Annotated in this window: 17 protein-coding genes; 16 read left to right on the top strand and 1 reads right to left on the bottom strand. The window is 55.1% G+C overall.

The annotated features are described in order from the left end of the window. Positions 1 to 387 precede the first annotated feature (387 nt). From AC2FIS_RS22685 to AC2FIS_RS22730, 10 genes are all read left to right on the top strand, one after another. Positions 388 to 1,584: a glycosyltransferase family 2 protein gene (locus tag AC2FIS_RS22685; protein WP_496775556.1), complete on the top strand. Its 1,197-nt coding sequence runs from the start codon at positions 388 to 390 to the stop codon at positions 1,582 to 1,584. A 19-nt stretch (positions 1,585 to 1,603) separates the two neighbouring features. Then, positions 1,604 to 2,611, top strand: a complete 1,008-nt coding sequence (locus tag AC2FIS_RS22690) for a flippase-like domain-containing protein (protein ID WP_496775557.1) — start codon at positions 1,604 to 1,606, stop codon at positions 2,609 to 2,611. Then, a complete protein-coding gene (locus tag AC2FIS_RS22695) occupies positions 2,608 to 3,552 on the top strand; it encodes a glycosyltransferase (RefSeq protein ID WP_496775558.1) in 945 nt (314 codons plus the stop codon). The genes AC2FIS_RS22690 and AC2FIS_RS22695 overlap by 4 nt, the downstream gene beginning before the upstream one ends. A gap of 1 nt (position 3,553) precedes the next feature. Further along, positions 3,554 to 4,180 carry a class I SAM-dependent methyltransferase gene (locus tag AC2FIS_RS22700; RefSeq protein WP_496775559.1) on the top strand — a complete coding sequence of 209 codons (627 nt, stop codon included), beginning with the start codon at positions 3,554 to 3,556 and terminating at the stop codon, positions 4,178 to 4,180. A 10-nt stretch (positions 4,181 to 4,190) separates the two neighbouring features. Next, positions 4,191 to 5,687: a DUF7056 domain-containing protein gene (locus AC2FIS_RS22705; RefSeq protein WP_496775560.1), complete on the top strand. Its 1,497-nt coding sequence runs from the start codon at positions 4,191 to 4,193 to the stop codon at positions 5,685 to 5,687. A 551-nt stretch (positions 5,688 to 6,238) separates the two neighbouring features. Further along, the gene (locus AC2FIS_RS22710) at positions 6,239 to 6,625 is read left to right on the top strand and encodes an ankyrin repeat domain-containing protein (protein ID WP_496775561.1); all 387 of its coding nucleotides are present in this window, start codon (positions 6,239 to 6,241) and stop codon (positions 6,623 to 6,625) included. 313 nt (positions 6,626 to 6,938) lie between these two features. Then, the gene (locus AC2FIS_RS22715; RefSeq protein WP_496775562.1) at positions 6,939 to 7,373 is read left to right on the top strand and encodes a DMP19 family protein; all 435 of its coding nucleotides are present in this window, start codon (positions 6,939 to 6,941) and stop codon (positions 7,371 to 7,373) included. A 432-nt stretch (positions 7,374 to 7,805) separates the two neighbouring features. Continuing rightward, the gene (locus AC2FIS_RS22720; RefSeq protein ID WP_142638587.1) at positions 7,806 to 8,777 is read left to right on the top strand and encodes an ABC transporter substrate-binding protein; all 972 of its coding nucleotides are present in this window, start codon (positions 7,806 to 7,808) and stop codon (positions 8,775 to 8,777) included. 67 nt (positions 8,778 to 8,844) lie between these two features. Beyond that, a complete protein-coding gene (locus AC2FIS_RS22725; RefSeq protein WP_058274114.1) occupies positions 8,845 to 9,873 on the top strand; it encodes an ABC transporter permease in 1,029 nt (342 codons plus the stop codon). A gap of 12 nt (positions 9,874 to 9,885) precedes the next feature. Beyond that, positions 9,886 to 10,944, top strand: a complete 1,059-nt coding sequence (locus AC2FIS_RS22730; RefSeq protein ID WP_058274115.1) for a quaternary amine ABC transporter ATP-binding protein — start codon at positions 9,886 to 9,888, stop codon at positions 10,942 to 10,944. A gap of 33 nt (positions 10,945 to 10,977) precedes the next feature. Here AC2FIS_RS22730 and AC2FIS_RS22735 read toward each other — a convergent pair whose 3' ends face one another. After that, complete coding sequence (locus AC2FIS_RS22735) at positions 10,978 to 11,901, bottom strand: LysR substrate-binding domain-containing protein (RefSeq protein WP_058277183.1); 924 nt, start codon at positions 11,899 to 11,901, stop codon at positions 10,978 to 10,980. A gap of 237 nt (positions 11,902 to 12,138) precedes the next feature. On the opposite strand from AC2FIS_RS22735, the gene AC2FIS_RS22740 reads away from it, so the two are divergent. The 6 genes from AC2FIS_RS22740 to AC2FIS_RS22765 all read left to right on the top strand — a co-directional run bounded on the left by AC2FIS_RS22740 (position 12,139) and on the right by AC2FIS_RS22765 (position 20,258). After that, the gene (locus tag AC2FIS_RS22740; protein ID WP_142638589.1) at positions 12,139 to 13,743 is read left to right on the top strand and encodes a fatty acid--CoA ligase; all 1,605 of its coding nucleotides are present in this window, start codon (positions 12,139 to 12,141) and stop codon (positions 13,741 to 13,743) included. Further along, positions 13,740 to 14,426 (top strand): dimethylsulfonioproprionate lyase family protein, encoded by a 687-nt coding sequence (locus AC2FIS_RS22745; RefSeq protein ID WP_058277181.1) that lies wholly within the window; start codon positions 13,740 to 13,742, stop codon positions 14,424 to 14,426. Before AC2FIS_RS22740 ends, AC2FIS_RS22745 begins: the two co-directional genes overlap by 4 nt. 11 nt (positions 14,427 to 14,437) lie before the next feature. Continuing rightward, the gene (locus AC2FIS_RS22750; protein WP_496775563.1) at positions 14,438 to 16,558 is read left to right on the top strand and encodes a 3-hydroxyacyl-CoA dehydrogenase NAD-binding domain-containing protein; all 2,121 of its coding nucleotides are present in this window, start codon (positions 14,438 to 14,440) and stop codon (positions 16,556 to 16,558) included. Continuing rightward, a complete protein-coding gene (locus AC2FIS_RS22755) occupies positions 16,555 to 17,739 on the top strand; it encodes an acetyl-CoA C-acyltransferase (protein ID WP_209509591.1) in 1,185 nt (394 codons plus the stop codon). The genes AC2FIS_RS22750 and AC2FIS_RS22755 overlap by 4 nt, the downstream gene beginning before the upstream one ends. A 128-nt stretch (positions 17,740 to 17,867) precedes the next feature. Next, complete coding sequence (locus tag AC2FIS_RS22760) at positions 17,868 to 18,887, top strand: AraC family transcriptional regulator (RefSeq protein ID WP_496775564.1); 1,020 nt, start codon at positions 17,868 to 17,870, stop codon at positions 18,885 to 18,887. Between the two features lie 192 nt (positions 18,888 to 19,079). Further along, positions 19,080 to 20,258 (top strand): acyl-CoA dehydrogenase family protein, encoded by a 1,179-nt coding sequence (locus AC2FIS_RS22765; protein ID WP_496775565.1) that lies wholly within the window; start codon positions 19,080 to 19,082, stop codon positions 20,256 to 20,258. Positions 20,259 to 20,513 lie beyond the last annotated feature (255 nt).

Raw genomic sequence — 20,513 nt, forward strand, 5'->3', positions numbered from 1 at the left:
TAGCAGTCGTTGACAACTGCACTTTGGCACATTCGATGCCGGTGGAGCAGGAGCCACCCACCTCATCCGGTTAGGGCTCAAAGCAGACCTTCGACGGTCAACAATAAGGAGCCAAGGTCTGCTGTGCGGACTTTGCTGCCGTTGAAGTAGACGACGCGAACGTCCCCTCTAGGTTATTTCATGAAATCAATGGACCTTGACTCTTGCCAGTCGGGTTGACCTGTAACCCAAGCAACACTTTTTTGATCAAAGGGCTTTCAAAACAAAGACGAAACCTCAGTTCGTAAACCACTAATTGGTACAATTCACGCCTTAATCTCGACACAGGAATTCGTAGTATCGGAAACGAACTGTTGCGATAATTAGCTTTCGACAAGTGAGGGGCCCATGCTGAATCAAACCATCTCGGTCGCTTTTGTCCTGCCGTGTCTAAACGAGGCAACGACGCTAGAAAGATGCATTCTCAGAGCGAGAGAAGCTCTGGCGGGAATTCGTGAAAAATACGGTCTTTCCGGAGAAGTGATTGTTGCTGACAATGGCAGCGACGATGGCAGCCAAGACATCGCACTGCGTACAGGCGCGCGGGTGGTGCATGTAGCAGAACGCGGCTACGGCGCGGCCTTGATTGCCGGGTTTGGCACAGCGAGATCGCAATATTTGGTGATGGGCGATAGTGATTGCTCCTATGACTTCGTTGAAGCTGTTCCGATGATTGGGGAACTGTTGAACGGTGCGGATTTGTGCATGGGAAACCGGTTTCTTGGCGGCATTAAGCCCGGCGCGATGCCGTGGAAGAACCGCTACATAGGCAATCCAGCTTTGTCTGGTATTCTGCGGGTTCTCTTCAAGACCGATATTGGCGACGCCCATTGCGGTTTGCGCGCCCTGGCCGCGCCTGCATTGGAGCGACTCAACCTGTCGTCGTCGGGAATGGAATTTGCCTCCGAAATGCTTCTGAAATCGGTCTTGCTGGATTTCAAGATCGCGGAAGTGCCGGTCACCCTTTCCCCGGATGAGCGCGGCCGACCACCGCACCTGAACCCTTGGCGCGATGGGATGCGGCACCTTATCTACATGCTTTTGCTGAGCCCAAGCTGGCTTTTCATGGTACCGGGCGTCACGCTTGGCCTGTTGGGATTGGCCATGATGACAGCCCTGCTTGTTGCCGGCGGTGACGAACTCGTGCAGATCGGCGGGATTTTCTTTGGCAGCCACTGGGCTGTTATGGCCAGTGCCGCAATGATCATATCTGTGCAGACCATAGCCATGGGGATGTTTGCTAAGCTTTACAATTACAAAGAACTTATCCGGCGTCCCAGCAGACGCGCCTTAGCCTTTCTCAATGCGTCGCGGCTTGAGTACTGGCTCTTGGCGGGCATGCTGTTGATTGCAGGTGGATTGGCTTGGATTAGCACAATCACGTTCGGCTGGGTCGCATCGGATTATGCGGGCCTCAGCGCGATGCGGGCGATGATCGCGGCCGGAACGATGTGTGTGATAGGCGCACAAGTGTTCTTTTCCGGTTTCCTTATGTCGGTGGTTTCTGGAAATCGCTCGCGGCATCTGTTTGCGATAGGTGAATAATCAAATCGGACATGACAACATGATGAGGGGTGCAAACATCATCGAAGGAGCTGGGACAAAACAGAACCGCGTCTGGATGGTGTTGTTGATCACCGCCGGTGCGGTCCTGGGGTTGATAGCTCTTTTTTTGGGCAGCGGCGCGTCTGTCGCTGACTTCGTAGCCTTGTGCGCCCGCATCCCCCTTTGGACCTATGGTGCCATTGCCTTCGCCCAAGCCACAATAGTCGTCTTGGCGGCTCTGCGCTGGCGAGTGTTGCTGAAAGCCATGTCCCCTCGGGGTCAAACTCTGACACTGCAGCATGCAACCGCAGCGACAACATTGGCCGCATTTGCCGGGCAAATCCTTCCAATCCAGCTTTGCACTCCGGTCATTCGCGCTTGGTTTGCGTTGCGTTTCGATATCCCTGTCATGCGGTCTTTGGGAACGTCGGCTTTGGAGCAGACATTTCAACTTCTCGTATTGATCAGCGCAGCAGTTCTGAGTTTTTTCTTTCTGGTGCCAACGGTTGGTTGGGTGTTTGATGCGGTTGTCCCAATCCTCGTTTTGGGCGCCATGGTTATCTTCGTAAGATTTGCCATTCAGGTGGCGTCGAAACTTCTGGCAAGTATCGCGGATCAGGGGACGTCACTTTTGGCGCGAACCGCAACCCGCCTGCGTCTGGGTTTCGAAAAAGCCGCGCAACTGCCGGACCGCATTCTGACATCTGTCACCGCGCTAAGCCTTCTTGGCTATACCGTCCTTGCTGCACTCAATGTCTTGCTGCTCAACGCCATTTCAGGCGTGGACATCCTCCCCCTTCTGATTGCCTATCCTTTGGTGTTGTTTCTGATGTCGCTGCCCTTTTTCCCCGGTGGGCTTGGCGTGGTGGAAGTGACTTGGGCGGGCGTGCTCGCACGCGACGGCTTGCCGTTCGATCAGGCGGTCGAGGCCGCTTTGGCACTGCGGGTGATCTCGACCCTGGGGTTTTTCCTGATTGCACCGCTTTTACTCGCAGGTCTCCGACCCTCTAAGCGGGGGGCGCCATGACACGGGCATGGCTTTCTGTGATCATGCCTGTCTTTAATGGGCGCGCGACGCTGGATATGGCGCTGTCATCCCTTGAGGGACAATGCGACGGGCTTGAGATTATCGCCGTCGATCAAGGCTCAACTGATGGCAGTCGCCTTGTGCTTGAGAAAGCGCAAAACCGTCTTCCGATCCGGATCATCGACAATCCCGACGGCAGTTCATGGACCGAGAACACAAACATCGGTCTGCGTGAGGCACGCGCACCGCTCATCACTATGTTGCACCAAGACGATATCTGGTTGACCGGGCGTGCGGCACTTTTGCAAGACATCAGCACCCAGCATCAAGACGTCGACATCTGGGTGCATGGTGCTGATCTTATTGATGCGCAGGGCAACATCGTCGGACAGATGTGTCCACCATTTGGAGATGTTCAGTGTGTCCTATCTTCCGAAGAGGCGCTTTCGCACCTGATCGTGCAAAACACCTTGGCGCTGCCAGCGGTCATGTTCCGGCGCAACGCCGCCCTGCGTCTGGGTGGCCTTGATGAGGAACTTTGGTACACGGCTGATTGGGATCTTTGGCTGAACCTCGCGCAGAATGGTTTGGCTTGGGACCCCACCCGCGCCTCGGCGTTTCGGATACATGCACAATCCCAGACCATAACCGGATCGAGCGACCTGCAATCCTTCAAGCGCCAATTAGAGATACCGCTCAACCGTCATCTGGCACATTTGCCGGATCAATTGACAAATCGCGCCCGCAAGCGCGCGGAAGCGGCCAACGCACTCAACGTCTGTTTGGCAGGCCTGCATCATCGAAGTTTGCGTGGTGTTGCTTCAGCCCTTCGTGCGTTTTTTTTGCTCGGCCCGTTCGAATGGCGCGATTTTTTCATGAGCACTCAGATAGTGAACAGATTAGTACCCCGGCTGAAGCTGGGGCTGAAAAGAGGAACATGACATGGGTTCGATTGGAGCAAGTGTACGACGCGCTTTTGGTCCTTATGAGAGGCAAGTCTCGGAGTTATACCGCAGTATCTTCATCAATTTGGAGAATCTGGCGGACTGTATCCAGGACTGGTCAGATCCGACGGCGATCTGTGAAATCGGGTGTGGTGAGGGTGCGCTGGCAGAACGTCTGTGCCGGGATTTCCCTGATGCGTCCTATCTGGGCATCGACATTATCCCGCATTTGGGACGCATATATGACGGAGACCACGCCGAGTTTCGCCAGATTGACGCTCAAGATCTTGCAGAAGAGTGCCCTGGGCAGTTCGACTTGGTTGTGATCAATGATGTCATGCACCACGTGCCGGGCGCAATCCGCTCGGACATCTTGGCAGCCGCAAAAAAGCTGTTGATGCCGGGCGGTGTTCTCGTGTTCAAGGATTGGCTGAAACGAAAAACACCCATCCATGCAGCCTGTTACATTGCCGATGTTCACATTGGTGCCGACAAAAATGTGGCCTACATGGCCATGGATGAGCAGCTGGATCTGATCACATCAGTTTTCGGGTCCGACGCAATCGTAGCAGAAAAGTCGATCAAACCCTGGTCACAGAATCACGCCTTCAAAGTCGTAAAATAGGGCATTCGGGATGACGGCACTCGCTCACTTCCAGCCCGCCGATCTTAGCCAGGAACAACGGCTATCACTTGCGATCAAGGCATTTGTATTGGTGAAAATCGCCATCCTGCTTGTGCTGGCGGTCAATACCCGCTTCGTGATGGATGAGTTCTGGCACTTTACCCAGCCGGTGTATCTGTTCGACGGCACGTTCGAGACGATCTGGCCAAAAAAAGCGGTCGGCTACGCAGTTTTTTATGAACTTGCTCACCTGATTGGCTGGGATGCCAGCTCTATGCTGATAACGGGTCGGCTGACCACGGCATGCCTTGCATTGGCGTTGACCTGGTGCATCTACAAGTGCGCCTGCGCCTTGGGTTACGAGCGTATTACCGCGCTTCTCGCCGTGGCGGTCTTGCTGAGCTTCAGCAACTTTATCGAGCGTGGGTTTCGCCTGCGATCCGAACCACTTGCTACGATGTTAGCCGCTTTCGCCGTGTTGGTAATCATCCGGTGTGAGGCTGACCGCGCCAAAACCCTTCTGATTGCCGGCCTGCTTTGCGGGTTTGCGTTCGTGACGACGCAGAAATCGGTCTATTTCAACTTCGCCCTGGGGGTCGCATTGGTGATTGATGCGATCTGCATGCGTTCTTTCACGTGCGCGATCAAGCGCGGAGGGCTGCTTATTCTGGGCTGGGCTGTCGCCATAGTGATCTACGGCGCCCTGCTTGGCGGCCCAGCGATGCTGCAGATTCTGGAGGTTCTTTTCCTGGGGCCGGTCGAACTCGCACGCAACGGCGGCAGTTACTACGAAGGGCTCGACGTGTATGTCTGGCAAACGCTTTTGCGCAACCCGTTACAATATGGATTGGTTGTCGTTGGATTCGTTCTGTCCGTCACGCGTTTGCGCAAACTGGACAATGCCGCACGGATATTCCTTGTCTACACGGTCGTGCTCACCGCGTTCGTTTTCTTTCACAATCAGACATGGCCATACGTATTTGCCATGGCATTACCATTCCTGGCAGTCTACGGCGCTGCAGCAGCAACCTTTTTTCTGCGGCACTCGAAAAGATGGAGCGCGATTATGGTGGGAGTACTTATAGCTATTGCCGTGCAGAGCACTGTGCGAAATGTGCAGTATCTGAATCACGACAACCGCGCTCAACTGGTGCTTGTCCAGTTCGCAGAGGCGCAGCTTGCTAAAGACGATACCTATTTCGACGGCATCGGCATGATCCCCAGCCGTCGCATGGAGCCCCGCCTATGGCTCGATGCCCAAGGCGTCCGCAAGACCAAAGAAGAAGGGCAGAATTCAGCTCTCTACAGCGCGCTCCTAGGTGCTGAACCTCACCTTGTGATTTCGACCTATCGCACAGACAATTTGGGCGAAGTCTTCAACTCTGTTCTAGAGACCAGATACGGCTTTCTAACGCCCCACATCATGATACCCCTCGAAACCAACCCAGAGCTATCACCAACAAAGCCTGAGAGCGCCCCGCTTTTTAGCGGCATCTATGACGACTAACGCATTTTCAGAACATGCCGAAACATATCCTGCCTCGCAAAATTGTTTCCAACACTCTTCGGATGTGAACAGATCGCGGACTTCACCGAGGGCCTGGAAAAGACCCATGCACCATGCGCGTCCGTTAGGCGCGTTGTACCAGACCGGCCCTAATGAGCCGCGGGCACCCGTCAGAATCTCCGAAAGTTCTTGCACCGCGAGTAATTGGCAGGCTCCGCTTGATCTTGAAAATTCTTGATCTGAACCGTAATAGCCGACATTAGTGCAACGCGCAGCATCAGTTTCTCTGGGCTCTTAACGGTCGTTCTATACGATGTGGCCAAATTGGAAGTAAGAGCCCTTTCCAGACATAGCCGAGTGATCTGGTAGCTGCGAGTGCACAAGGCTGCTTACAGCACTTTGCCGACCTTGACCCCTTGGTGCCCGTCAATTGTCTGAGTGGAATGGCCGAATGTGGGCAGAGAGCCCGAAATGACTAGAAATTTCTCGTTAGAAATGCGGAATTCAGCTATGCTATTTCGTCACTGCAAATCGATTTGGCGAGGGGTGGCATGTCTAAGAAGTTCAAATCTCGGGAAACTTTGGATCAAGTCCTTTCATCATGTTCCGAAACCTTGTTCCCTGCCGGAATGGGTGCAACTCCCGTTTACATCGACAGTAGGGATTCCGATGGTGATACCCCATTACATGTGATGCTTTGGCGAAAAAATACGTATGGAGCATTGCTACTTATCGAGGCTGGTGCCGACGTGAACGCCGTAGGTGACATGTCCCAAACACCCCTTCATGTCGCCGTAAGCCAAGGAAACATTGAAGTTGTAGAGGCACTCCTGAAATCCAGGGCACATCAGTCAGTTATATCTGAGTTTGGGAAGTCACCCAAAGACATGGCTGCTGAACTGGGAGGTGCGTTGAAAAGGTGTTTTGGCAACTTGTGACTTCATCTTCGCAGCATGGCGAATAGTGGCTTTGTCCGCACTGCCGACCTCTGGCGCGCTGGGAGGCCTTTGATGGCTGACAGAAGTTGTCAGATGACCGCTCTGAGCCCTAAGCCGCCGTCGCTGCGTAATTTGGCTGCTGTGGGTGCATTAGGCCGCTTACAGCACTTTGCCGACCTTGACCCCTTGGTGCCCGTCAATTGTCTGAGTGAAATTACCGAATGTCGGCTGCGAGCCCATATTGACGGATGCTGCAACTTGCACCAATGTCTGGTTTGAGTACGTGAGGCTGCTCTAGCAACGCAGAGACGCAATGGTACCAAGGATATCCGAGAAGTACTTTCAATCCTTGCTTGAGCAAACGGATGCTTTGGACGCGGTTTCAACAATCAGTGGATTCTGGTCGCACCGCGCAGATGAAGCCAAGCTGAAGTTTGGCTTGTCGTTACCTGAGTACCAGTGCCAGCTTGTTCTGATTTATTCTGGTGAGGTTGGTAACGGAGGCCATACTCAGTTCTTCTCGAATAGAGGGCACAAGTACATGGACGATCTCTTGACTGCATTGGAGGCTACTTCGTTGCATAACCTTGCGCACACACTGGGCCAAGCCGCTGACATACAAGACGACATAGAGCGCCTTCATCCACTTGATCAGCAAGTTTGGGAGCAAAGTTCAGCGGTCGACCGTGCGCTACAAGTGTTTTTGCGAAAGAACTCAAACATCGTGCTAGTGCCCGAGCGATCCTAAAGCAGACCTTCAAGGTACAGCGTGCGAGGTCCGCTTTGTCCGCACAGCAGACCTTGGCTCCTTATTGTTGACCGTCGAAGGTCTGCTTTGAGCCCAATCTACCGATGCTGCAGCTAGTTCGAATGGGCGTGATGAGCACAGAACGGACGTCCCCGGGTTTGATCACTCCTCCTGCCGACTCCTGAGAAGAGGCAATAATACACACGCATAAGCCACCTATGGATTTACATCTAAGAAGCTTTCGTTGGAACGGAGGTCACTAAATTCGAGCCTGGCTTCAACTCTCCACCTGTAAACAATTGTACATGATCCAAAATTCTTTTCAGTTTTTTGCCATTAGGCCTGTCGGTACAAATCATCACTACAAACAAGGCGAATTTTGGCTTGGAGCGTTTCTCTGCCCCTGTTTCGCCGATGACAAGGAGGAAAGAAATGTTCAAGATTTCAGCGGGTCTCGGGTGCGTATTTGCTGCGGCAATCACCGCTTCGGCGGCCCAGGCAAACGAATGCGGTGAAGTATCACTGATGCAGGCCGATTGGGGGTCAGCGCAAATTGTGACCGCGGTCTCGAAGTTTCTGATGGAGCAAGGCTATGGTTGCGAAGTGACCACGGTTCCGCTCTCGAGCAACCCTGCGCTGGCATCCGTATCCGAGACCGGAGAGCCCGATATTCTGACTGAAATCTGGACAAACGGCGCGCCGGCTTACCAAGGGCTGGTTGCTTCAGGTGCGATCATTCCTGTGACCGAAGTTTTGTCAGATGGCGGTGTCGAAGGGTTCTTTGTTCCGAACTACCTTGTGGAAGAGCATCCGGAACTGGCAACAATTGAAGGCATCGCAGCCAACCCCGAACTCGTCGGAAATCGCTTTCACAACTGCCCCGAGGGATGGACCTGTCTAAATGTCAGCACCAACCTGATGAAGGCAGGCGGGCTGATTGATGCAGGCATTGAAAACTTCGTGCATGGATCAGGCGAAACCCTTGCGGCTTCGATCGCTGCCGCCTACGAAAACAAAGAGCCATGGTTCGGCTTTTATTGGGCACCAACATCGGTACTGGGCAAATACCCGATGACCCTGGTCGATATGGGCCCCCATGACCCTGAAAAGCACGCCTGCAACATCACAGCGGAATGCGCGACGCCAGAAATGAGCGCCTTCCCCCGCAGTGAAGTCGTTACAGTTCTGTCGAAAGAATTCATGGCCGAAAACGCAGCAGTGTCTGACCTGATGACAAATCTATCCTTCACCAACGCTCAGATGGGCGAAACGCTGGCATGGGTTGAAGACAACAATGCCTCCTACGATGAAGGCGCGGTGCATTTCCTAACAACCTACAAGGATGTCTGGGGGGCGTGGCTTAACGATGCTGCGCGCGACAAGCTTTCCGCCTTGCTGCAGTAAACTGCATGGACAGGGGCATCCTCAGCGATGCCCCTAACGCACTGAAGTAGATCGGAAAGTGGGAAAAATGGCCTTCTATGACAAGTTATTCAGCGCATTGGGTTTGAGCGAATGGTGTGGCACGTCCGATGACAAAGCGCCTCTTTCGCTGGCTGATCTTGCGGCGCAAGCAGGAGGAGAAGAGGCCTCTGAGCCGCTCATTCCAATTCCCTCGTTTGATAATCTGCACGAAAGCTGCAACCGCATATGGCAGTCGCGCGATGTAACCAACGGGATCGAAGAAGGGTTTCTGGCAGCCAAACCGGTCCTGAAAACCGTTCTGGACCCGATCACGCAGCCATTGAGCTGGATATTGGATGGCGCACTTTGGCTGTTTGAAGCGACGCCATGGTTCATCATGGTACCGCTTCTGGTGGCGATTTCCTGGTACGCGTCACGTTCGCGCCCTGTGACGATCTTCGTGGCCGCCTCGATTATGATGCTGGCCCTCGTAGACCACTACGATGTGGCGATGCAAACCCTGTCGATCGTCTTTGTGTGTACGACGATTTCGGTGCTGTTCGGTGTGCCCATTGGAATTGCCATGTCGAAATCCGACCGATTGCAAAAAGGCGTCGTTCCGTTGCTCGACCTGCTGCAGACCCTGCCGACATTCGTGTACCTGATCCCTCTGATTTTCTTGTTCTCGGTCACGGAATCCAAACTGTACGGGATTGCGATCATCCTTTACGCGATTGTGCCGGTGATCCGTTTGACCGACCTTGGCATCCGGCTTGTCGACAGGGATGTGATCGAGGCGGCCAATGCCTTTGGCATGAAGGACCGCCAGAAACTGATGCGGGTGCAACTCCCTTTAGCGCTGCCCAATATCATGGCCGGAATCAACCAGACCATCATGATGAGCCTTGCCATGGTCGTGATCGCCTCTCTTGTTTCGGCCCCTGGCCTTGGCGTGAACGTGTTGCGCGGTATCCGAAACCTTGAACTGGGTGTGGGCATCGTCGCGGGCATCGGCATTGTTCTGCTGGCCGTGATCCTTGACCGCGTATCCAAGGCAGCTCTCACACGGGTCGATAAGACCCAAGTCAAACATTAAGGAGCCGGTTCAATGACACAACCAATGGTCCGCCTGTCCGGGCTCTATAAAATCTTTGGCGCCCGCGACAAGGACGTGTTGCAGCATGCCAAAGGAGGCATGGGCAAGGAAGAATTGCTGGCGCAGCACGGGCACGTGTTGGGGCTCAACAACATCAACGTCGATATGCAGGCGGGGGAAATCACAGTGGTCATGGGCCTGTCCGGCTCTGGGAAATCTACTCTGATCCGCCACCTGAACCGGTTGATCGAACCCACTGCGGGCGAGATCATCGTGCAGGGTGAGGACGTGATGCAACTGTCCGAGGACGGGTTGCGCCATGCTCGACAGGAAAAGATGTCGATGGTGTTCCAGAAGTTCGCGCTTTTGCCGCACAAAACCGTGCTGAAGAACGCAGGCATGCCGCTCTCGGTGCGCGGCGAGGACGAGGCGACTTGCGACCGTGAAGCCGCCAAGTGGCTGGATCGCGTGGGTCTGAGCGGGTTCGAGAACCATTATCCAGCGCAATTGTCCGGTGGGATGCAACAGCGTGTGGGCATTGCCCGGGCGCTGACCGCGAACACACCGATCATGCTGATGGACGAGGCTTTCTCGGCTCTTGACCCACTGATCCGAACAGACATGCAGGACCTGCTGCTCGAGCTGCAAAAAGAGCTGCACAAGACCATCATCTTCATCACTCACGATCTAGATGAGGCGTTGAAGCTGGCCGATCACCTTGTGATCCTTAAAGACGGCTTTGTCGTGCAGCAGGGCGAGCCGCAGCATATTCTGTTGAACCCCAACGATCCTTACATCGAAGACTTCGTGAGCGACATCAACCGAGCACGGGTTCTGCGGGTCCGCTCGATCATGACCCCGCTGGACGGTGGCCAAGTGCCAGAAGATGCCCATGGCGAAGTGGACGTGAACGACACGCTCGAAAGCATGATCGCGCGGTCCGGCGGGGATACGTCACACGCCTATGTTGTCAAGGATGGGGAGAAGACAGTCGGCTCACTGGATATGACTGAACTGGTTCGCGCACTCGTCCCTCGCGTCGCATCCGAAGCAGGCGCACGTCAGTCCTGACGCGCGCTGACGACAAAGCTGGAATTCATCAGATCAGGCCCGAAATAGCCGCATGGTTGGGTCGGCTTCGATCTGTTCGAACAGCCAGTCAACAAACGTATCGAGCTTTGGGTTGGGTGCACGTTCTTTTTGCGTCGCCAGATACCAGCTGCCTGGCTCGGGCACCGAAATATCAAACGGTTTGACCAGGCGCTCCCTTTCAAGGTCACGCGTGCAAAACGGTGCTCTTGCGACGCTGATACCGTGATTTTTTAGAACAGCTTCACGGACCAGCGGGTAATTGTCGAAAACAGAGCCAAATTTCATCGTTTCGCGATCTAAGCCCGCCGCATCCAACCAGCAGTCCCAGTCATCCGGCTCATTCCATGTGTTTGGGACACTCAGCAACAGGAAATTTCTTAGCTCTTCCAGCGGCATTCCACCGCTTGCGGTTTTCAAGGCCTCCGGAGCACATACCGGGTAGATATCCGTTTCGAACAAGGGGCTATAGTCAAACCGTTTGTCAAATGGTGGCGCGTTGAACACGCCCACATCGAACCGGTGCATGTCATAATCACCGTCTTCAAAAGTAGAGACGATGCGCACGCGTGTGTCCGGATTATCCTGAAGAAAGTCTGCCAATCTGGGCTGTAACCACATTGTATTGAAACTTGCGTAGGACTGAACGAGCAACACGTCCGGTTCCTCAGGTGTCTGGATGCGCCGAGTGGCTTTGATGATTCCCTGAATGTGTTCGCGTATTGGCGGGTAATATTGCTCGCCAGCCGGTGTTAGCTCGACCGAACGGCTTGTGCGTTCCAGTAGTTTAACACCGATTGTTGTTTCTAATGCTTTGACCTGGTGGCTGACTGCCGCATGCGTCACACAAATCTCGTCAGCGGCCTTTCGGAAACTCTTGTGACGCGCCACCGCCTCAAAAGCGCGCAGTGAAACCAGCGTGGGCATGTGAGTGGTCATTGCTGCATCTCCTCGATGAAATCAATTCTGCTTACCCTCAAGCAGAGTTATCCGACGACGGGCGCGAACATAGCAGGGTATTGATACTCTTTTTCATAACCTGTCAGGGGGTAGCACGCAATTCGCGGTGCGATGTGATCGGTTAGAATTTCTTGATGAAAGGAAATTTCTTTCAATTCTTCCACGGGGTGAGAAATGCCAGATTAGCAGATAGAGATGTTATGGGATTCCACCTTCATGCCACCACTTTCACCCTCGCCAAATGCATATGGCTATCCGTTGCTGATTAAACACTTGCTGGCCGGATCCCAGCTCGCGTCAGCCAGCCAAGAGATCGTCAGCGGCACCGAAATGCGGTTGAGCTATGCGGACTTGGGCAAACGCGTGCGCCAACTTGCCAATTCTTTAAAGGCGAGCGGGATACATGAGGGTATGCGCGTTGGTGTCATGGATTGGGATACGCACCGTTATCTTGAGTGTTTTTTCGCGATCCCGATGATGGGCGGGTCCCTTTTCACGATCAACGTGCGTCTGTCTCCTGCTCAGGTTCTTTATACGATCAACCATGGACAACCGGATCTGATCATCGTGCACCGCGATTTCATGCCGCTCATTGAGGGTATCAAATCGGGCTTTGATCGGGACATCACCATCGTGCCGATTGGAGACGGAGAAGGATATGAAGAGTGGATAGGCAAAGCCCCAGGCAGCTTTGACTTCCCGGACTTCGATGAAAACCAAACGGCAACCTTGTTTTATACAACCGGGACCACCGGCAATCCCAAGGGGGTGAGCTATTCACATCGGCAGTTGGTCCTTCACACATTGAGCTTGATCGCAGGTTTCGGCGCATGGCCCGGGAATGCCGGATTTCATCGCGGCGACGTCTACATGCCGCTGACGCCCTTGTTTCACGTCCACGGCTGGGGATTTCCATATGCCGCAACGATGCTGGGGCTGCGTCAGGTCTATCCCGGTCGATATGACCCTGACACAATCTTGCGATTGATTGCAGACGAAAACGTCACCTTTTCACACTGCGTGCCCACGGTTCTGTCAATGGTGCTCGACCATCCGGGCTGCCCACAAATTGACCTGGACAGATGGAAAGTGATCATTGGCGGGGCCGCTTTGCCGCGAGGCCTGCAGGACCGCGCCGCGGCGGCAGGCATATCCTTACATGCGGCCTATGGGATGTCCGAAACCTGTCCGTTTCTGACGGTGGCCGATTTGTCCAGCAATGACCCCGAGATGCAGGCGCAAACCGGCTTTCCCGGCCCTCTTGTCGACCTTCGTGTTGTGACACCGGATATGCAGGACGTCCCACATGACGGCGAAACAACCGGCGAAGTTGTTGCTCGGGCTCCCTGGTTGACACAAGGCTATCTGGATAATGCGCAAGCCTCGGATGAGCTTTGGGACGGTGGGTATCTGCATACCGGGGATGTTGGGTATATCCGCGAGAATGGATCGTTGCAGATTACTGACCGCCTCAAGGATGTGATTAAGACCGGCGGCGAATGGATATCCTCACTGGCACTGGAAAACATAGCATCGTCTTGCAGCGGCGTTGAGGACGTCGCAGCAATCGGGCTGCCGCACGCGAAATGGGGCGAAAGGCCAGTGTTGGTCGCTCAAGCCGCAAAGGATGCCGACCCGGATCTTGTGCGCTTGAGAGTCATGGAAGAAATCCAGTCGTGGGTTGACGCAGGCGAGATCTCAAAATGGGCAGTTCCAGACGAATTAATCTTTGTCGACCGCCTACCTAAAACCAGCGTCGGCAAGCTCGACAAGAAACTCGTGCGGCAAGATATTTCAACGCGCTCGGACCTAAAATCATGACAGACAAACAACGTCGTATTCAGGCGCTTATTCAATCGATTGTCACCTATCTGCAGGCTCACAGAGCTGCCACGCGCGGCGTTGATCTGACGTTGGACAAGCTGGCAGCCATGGATCTGTCCGATGAGAAGCTCATTGACTTACCTCCCCAAGGAACCCGGCATGATGAGGTTCTGAAGAACGCTGTCGCCGGGATTGCAGCCCCGGAATTGCAGGAAATCGCAGGCTGTCTGAAAGCGGCCAAGGATGATCTGATCTGGCGCGAAGACAACGCCCAATTCTATCCCCCCGGTGCCGATTTGGGAGAGGGATACACAAGGTGCAACCTGCATACTCTGCTGATCGGGCCGGATGCATGTGGATATCACCATCTCGATTTCAACCTTGGCATTTTCATGCTGGGACCAAGGACGCTGTATCGCGACCACAACCACGACGCGCCAGAACTGTACCTGAACCTTTCCGAGAAATCTGGTTGGCGGTTTGGCACCCGTGACTGGCAGGATTATCCGGCTGGATCACTTATCTGGAACGCGGCGGGCGATCCCCACGCCACCCGGGTCTATGACCAGCCATTCATCTCCGTCTTTGTCTGGCTCGAGAACGTGAATTCACCCTGCAATGTAATCCACTTCGACGATTGGGCAGAGATCGAACAAGATCTTGCCAAACAGTCCAATTGAGGTTTCCAAACATGATTTCCATTAAACATACCGAGGGTGTCGCTTTCATTGAGCTGAATGCCCCGCCAGTGAACGCTCTTGGTCTCAAGATGCGACTGGCGCTTTCCTCGGCCATCCACGAGTTGGACGCCGATGAACAGGTCAAAGCCATCGTTCTATGTTCGGCTCTGCCGCTCTTTTGCGGCGGCGCTGACATCGTCGAGTTCCGTACCGGGGCAGTTTGGGACAAGCCGGACTTGCCAGACCTGTGTGAAACGATTGAAACCAGCAAGAAACCCATTATCGTCGCGATAGCAGGTCCCGCGATGGGTGGTGCGCTGGAGATCGCGCTTGCCTGTGATTACCGTGTCGCCACGCCGGATGCCGTGATGGGCCTACCTGAGATCAAACTGGGGCTGCTGCCTGGTGCCGGAGGCACCCAGCGACTACCCCGGATTGCCGGGCTGGAAGCGGCAACGCAAATGATCCTCTCGGGTGATCCCGTGAAAGGCGAATATGCCCTGTCTTGTGGGCTGGTCGACGCACTATTTGAGAACGACCAGGATTTTCGCGCGCATGTTTTGGGTTTCGCCACCCGTGTCAGCCATGAGGGCGATCCGAAACGCGGTTGCATGGATATGACCGTCACACACCCTGATCCGAAGGGATATCTGACGGGTTTCCGAGACCAGATAGCGCACACGTCCAAAAACCTTGTCGCCCCTGAACGCTGTTTGGTATCCATCGAGGCCGCGTGCGAATTGCCGCTGGCCGAGGGGTTGGCACAAGAGAAGGCAGGTTTCGCTGAACTGCTCGACACACCTCAATCGCGCGCGGGGCGGCATCTGTTCTTCGCAGAGCGTGAATGCACCAAGGTTCCCGGCGTTACCCGTGCTGACCAACCACGTAGCATTTCATCGGTCGCCGTGATCGGTGCCGGAACGATGGGGCGCGGCATTGCCATCGCCTTTCTGCAGGCGGGATATCCGGTCACGCTTCTGGAAACCACACAAACTGCGCTGGAACAGGGGCTGGAAAAGGTCCGGGAGCATTTCCAGCGTGCGGCTCAAAAAGGGCGGCTCAGTGCCGATCGGGCAGAGGCAATCGCCGCCAACGCCACCGGGACGCTCAGCTATGCAGACCTTGCGAAGGCTGACCTGATCATTGAAGCGGCGTTTGAAAGCATGAATGTCAAACACCAAATTTTCGCGAGCCTAGACCAGCACGCCAAACCTGGCGCGATACTGGCCTCAAACACATCGACATTGGATCTTGATGAAATCGCCGCGGTCACGTCCCGCCCGGAGGATGTGATTGGTCTCCATTTCTTCAGCCCGGCCAATGTCATGCGCTTGCTGGAGGTGGTGCGCGGCGCCAAGACCGCTCCCGATGTCATTGCAACGGCAATCACGGTCGCAAAGAAGATCCGGAAGCTCCCTGTCACGGTTGGCGTGTGCTACGGCTTTGTTGGAAACCGGATGCTGGAACCATACTTCCGCGAAGGATCTCGTCTGCTTCTTGAGGGGGTGACGCCGAAACAGGTGGATGACGTCCTTGAAGGCTTCGGCATGGCCATGGGCATTCATGCGATGGCAGATCTGGCCGGAGTCGATGTGGGCGCACGCGTGCGTCAGGAACGGCGTAGTGAAATCGCGCATGACCCGACATACCAGGCTGTGCAGGACAGGTTGTTTGAACTGGGCCGACTGGGTCAGAAAACCGGGCGTGGAAGCTATGTCTACGAGGGACGGACACGGGTCGAAGACCCTGAGATTGTTCAAATCAGTGCCCATTTGGCAGACTTGCATGGCGTGAAGCGCAGGGAAATCGACGATCAGGAAATCCTTGAGCGTTGTCTGTTCCCCCTGATCAACGAGGGCTTCTTGATCCTTGAAGAGGGCATTGCGACGCGCCCGGGTGATTGCGACCTGATCTGGACCAACGGCTATGGCTTTCCGAACTGGCGCGGCGGCCCAATGCACTATGCCGACGAGTTTGGATTAAGCCAGATTCTGGAACGCATGAACCACTATCGGCAGTCGCTTGGTGCCTATGGTGAGATGTGGTTCACGCCTGCGCCTTTGCTGGAAGAACTCGCAACCTCGGGCGTAACACTTGCCGCGCATTTTGATGCCAAAAAGGAAAAATCATGAGAGAAGCCGTTATCGTCTCAACCGCACGAACCCCTATTGGGGTTGCCTTCAAAGGTTCGCTGAACAACATCAAATCCCCTACCATGATGGGGCACGCCATTCAACACGCTGTTGAACGTGCAGGCGTGGACCCCGGTTCGATCGAAGATGTCGTCATCGGATCGGTCCTTACGGCGGGAACCGCAGGCATGAATGTCGCGCGTTTGTCGGCGCTGGCGGCGGGCCTTCCCAATACGGTGGCAGGACAGACGATCGACAGGCAATGTTCATCGGGATTGATGGCCATTGCGACGGCCGCAAAGCAGGTCATTGTGGATGGTCAGAATGTCTCCGTGGCAGGCGGGCAGGAAAATATTTCCATCCTGCAGAATGCCTATCTGAAATGGGCGGGCGATGAGAAAGATCCAAACGTTATCGCCCAATCTGAACATGCCTATATGCCGATGCTGATGACGGCGGAAAATGTGGCGCAGGTATATGGGATCAGTCGTGACGCCCAGGATGAATATGCTGCACTTTCCCAAGGTCGGACGGCCCGGGCTCAGGCTGCTGGCGCCTTTGATGACGAGATTGTCCCGATCACTGCGATAAAGCGGGGCAAGAATCGCGAAACCGGAGAGGAAACCCTGGAAGAAGTGACCTTGTCAAAAGACGAAGGCAACAGGCCGGGTACGACGGCCGAAACACTTGGCCAGCTGAACCCGGTTGTCGAAGGAGGACTGATCACTGCCGGAAACGCAAGCCAGCTTTCTGACGGGGCCTCGGCTTGTGTGCTCATGGAAGGCAAAATGGCTGAGCAACAGGGTCTCACACCGCTAGGTATCTATCGCGGCATGGCTGTTGCAGGAAACGCACCGGAAGAGATGGGGGTCGGCCCGATCTATGCCATTCCAAAGCTGCTTAAGAATGCAGGTCTTCGCATCGAAGACATCGGCCTTTGGGAGCTTAACGAAGCCTTTGCCTGCCAGGTTCTCTATTGCCGCGACCACCTTGGGATTGATCCCGAAATCTACAACGTGAACGGCGGTGCGATATCGATTGGCCACCCCTACGGCATGACAGGTGCGAGACAAGTCGGGCACGCTCTGCTTGAGGGGAGGCGTCGTGGCGTAAAATACGTGGTGACCTCCATGTGTGTTGGCGGAGGCATGGGGGCCGCAGCGTTGTTCGAAGTCGCCTGACCCCACTGAAATGAGTTCAAGCAGAGCGTTATCTGGTTGAGACATTGACATTCTGTCATCTGCGAAGGCCGCCATCTGCAAGCCTGCGTTTCATGTCGACCGGAATTGGTGATACCTCCTGAGGCGTTATGACCAATGTCACGCCAACGATCCTTTCCACGGTTTCCAGCCAGTTTGTCGATGACTGGCTGGCGGCGCTGCGTGCCCTGTGCCCAGAGGCGCAGATGGCGTCGCTGCTTAGCCGGTCCGGTCTGAACGCGGATACGCGCTCGCCGAATGGTCGCGTCACGCTGGATCAGATCGTTTGCCTCTATCAACTTGCCGCAGTTGAGACCGGTGATGAGATGATGGGGCTTTGGAGCAGACCCGTCCGGCCGAGGGCCCTACAACATCTTCTGACCACTGTCAGGGAAGCCACGTCTCTTGCATCGGCGCTCTACCGGTTTTCAACGTTCTGGAACTTGTTGCTGGATGATTATCAGTTTGATCTGGAGGACGCCGACAACGCGTTGGTGCTTACCCTGAAACCACAAGGCGAAGTGCCGCTTCAGCGGTTTGGACATATGCTGATCCTCAAACTTGCCCACGGGCTCATGTCTTGGCTGGCAGGGCATGAGGTTCCGGTTAAAGCCGTTGATTTCGCGTTTGATCGCCCGGACTTTGATCAGGATTACGCGATCATCTTTCCTGCATCGCTGCGGTTTGGCCAGCCCGCCACCGCAATCTCGTTCGATCCGAATGCACTGGGTCCCGTGCAGACGCGCAGCACCGCTGACCTTGACCGGTTTTTGCAAAACGCGCCGCGGGACTGGATTTTCACCTCTTCGCGTGAACACACCCAATCGCTGCGGGTGCGCACTTATCTGGGCCAAACGGGATGGGACGCGGCGACCCTGACCCAGACAGCATCCGCAATGCACATGACCCCGCGCACCCTGATCCGCAGGTTGCAGTCGGATGGGACGTCGTTTCAGGCGATCAAGGATGCCCTGCGGCGCGACATCGCGATCCGCGATCTACAAGCGGGACGCAAAAGCGTTGAGGCCATCGCACATGATGTCGGCTTTTCCTCGGCTGCCAATTTCCACAGGGCCTTTCAACGCTGGACCGGCAGTACACCCAGCGCATATCGCAAATCACATACATAAGCGGCCATTTGTCACTTTTGGACAATTATCTGTCAGCACACGAGATAGAGCTTAACGGGCTGGCTCGCTAAGTCTTGCCGCAGAGAAGCATTTTCAGCTGAAGTTTCGCCTTCATAGCTCATCAGTCCGGCCATCCACGATTGCCGGGTTGTGGCGTCATCTGAGAACAATCGCCATTGAAAGGATCCATCAATGTCAGACAAACTCGCCACCATACTCCAGGCCGCACGCGACCACGCCGAGCAGGTCATCCTGCCCAATGTGGACGCCTGGAACGCCACGAAGACATGGCCCCGTGATGCGTCAGACAAGGCCGGGGCCGTTGGCCTGACGGGGCTCTACGCCCCCGAGGAGTTTGGCGGCCAGGGCTTGCCACTTTCAGAGGGCATTCAGGTCTACGAACAGCTGGGGCTCGGAGATGGCGCTTATGCCTTTGCCCTGTCGATGCATAACATCTGTACGTTCGCGGGCTGCGGCTATGGCACAGATGCCTTCAAGGAAAAATGGGCGCGAGACCTGACCTCTGGCCGCAAACTGGCGAACTTTGCACTGACCGAACCGCAATCCGGATCGGATGCCACAAACATGTATTCGCGGGCCGTGATCAATGACGACGGCACATGGACGATCAGCGGTGCGAAGGCATGGGTCAGCCTGGCGACCGAGGCTGATATCTATTTCACCGTGGTCAAGACCAGCAATGAGCCCGGCCACCAGGATATGGCGATGATCGCCATTCCAGCCGATGCGCCGGGCCTCAGCTTTGGACCGCTCTATGATACCCCGTCCTACAGCTTCTTGCCTCTGGCCGAGATGTACATGGACAAGGTGGTGGTGAGCGAAGACAACATCATCCTGCCGATCGGTCAGGGCTTGCAAGGCTCGCTCATGGCGATCGATATCGCCCGTGTGTCGATTGCGTCAGGATGCTGTGGATTGATGCAAGCCGCATTGGATACGGCTCTGTCCTATTCCAAGAACCGCAAGATGTTTGGCGGCAAGAACCTCGATCTGGACGGAATCCAGTGGATGCTGGGTGAGGTTGCGACCGATCTTGAAGCCTCCAAGCTGCTTTATCGAAAGGCGGCAGAATCCCTTGGCACACCCGAAGGCCCTCTGATGGCCGCTCATGCCAAACGGTTTGTGCCAGATGCCGCAGTGAAGGTTGCGAACACCTGTACGCAAGTGTTGGGCGGTATGGGTCTGCTGCAGCCTTATGGTCTGGATCGTTTGTCCCGCCTCGCACAAATGCTGCGGATTGTGGACGGGACAACCGAAATCAGCCGTGTAGTTATCGGGCGGGCCCTGCAAAAACGAGCGGCAACCTTGCCTGATTTGCCAGTACCGAAAGGATTTGGTGAAACCGGCTGAACGTTCCACCCCCCGGTGAAGCGGAACCAACCTGAAAATCTCCTCACAGATCGGTAAAATCGAAAGATCGGCCGCACACGTGCGGCCGGTTACTCGAGATTGCAGACCTTGGTGCAAACGCAGCGAATTCACACTTTGTCCGCATGTGAGACATCGGACGTGGGCGCAGCGAATGGCCTCTGTGGGTGGCTCCTGCATTGCAAGAACTTTTTGGTGATGTTTGCGGGTATTTTGTCAGTACCTTCGTCTGTCCGG

Source organism: Ruegeria sp. CDSB113, from assembly GCF_059611045.1.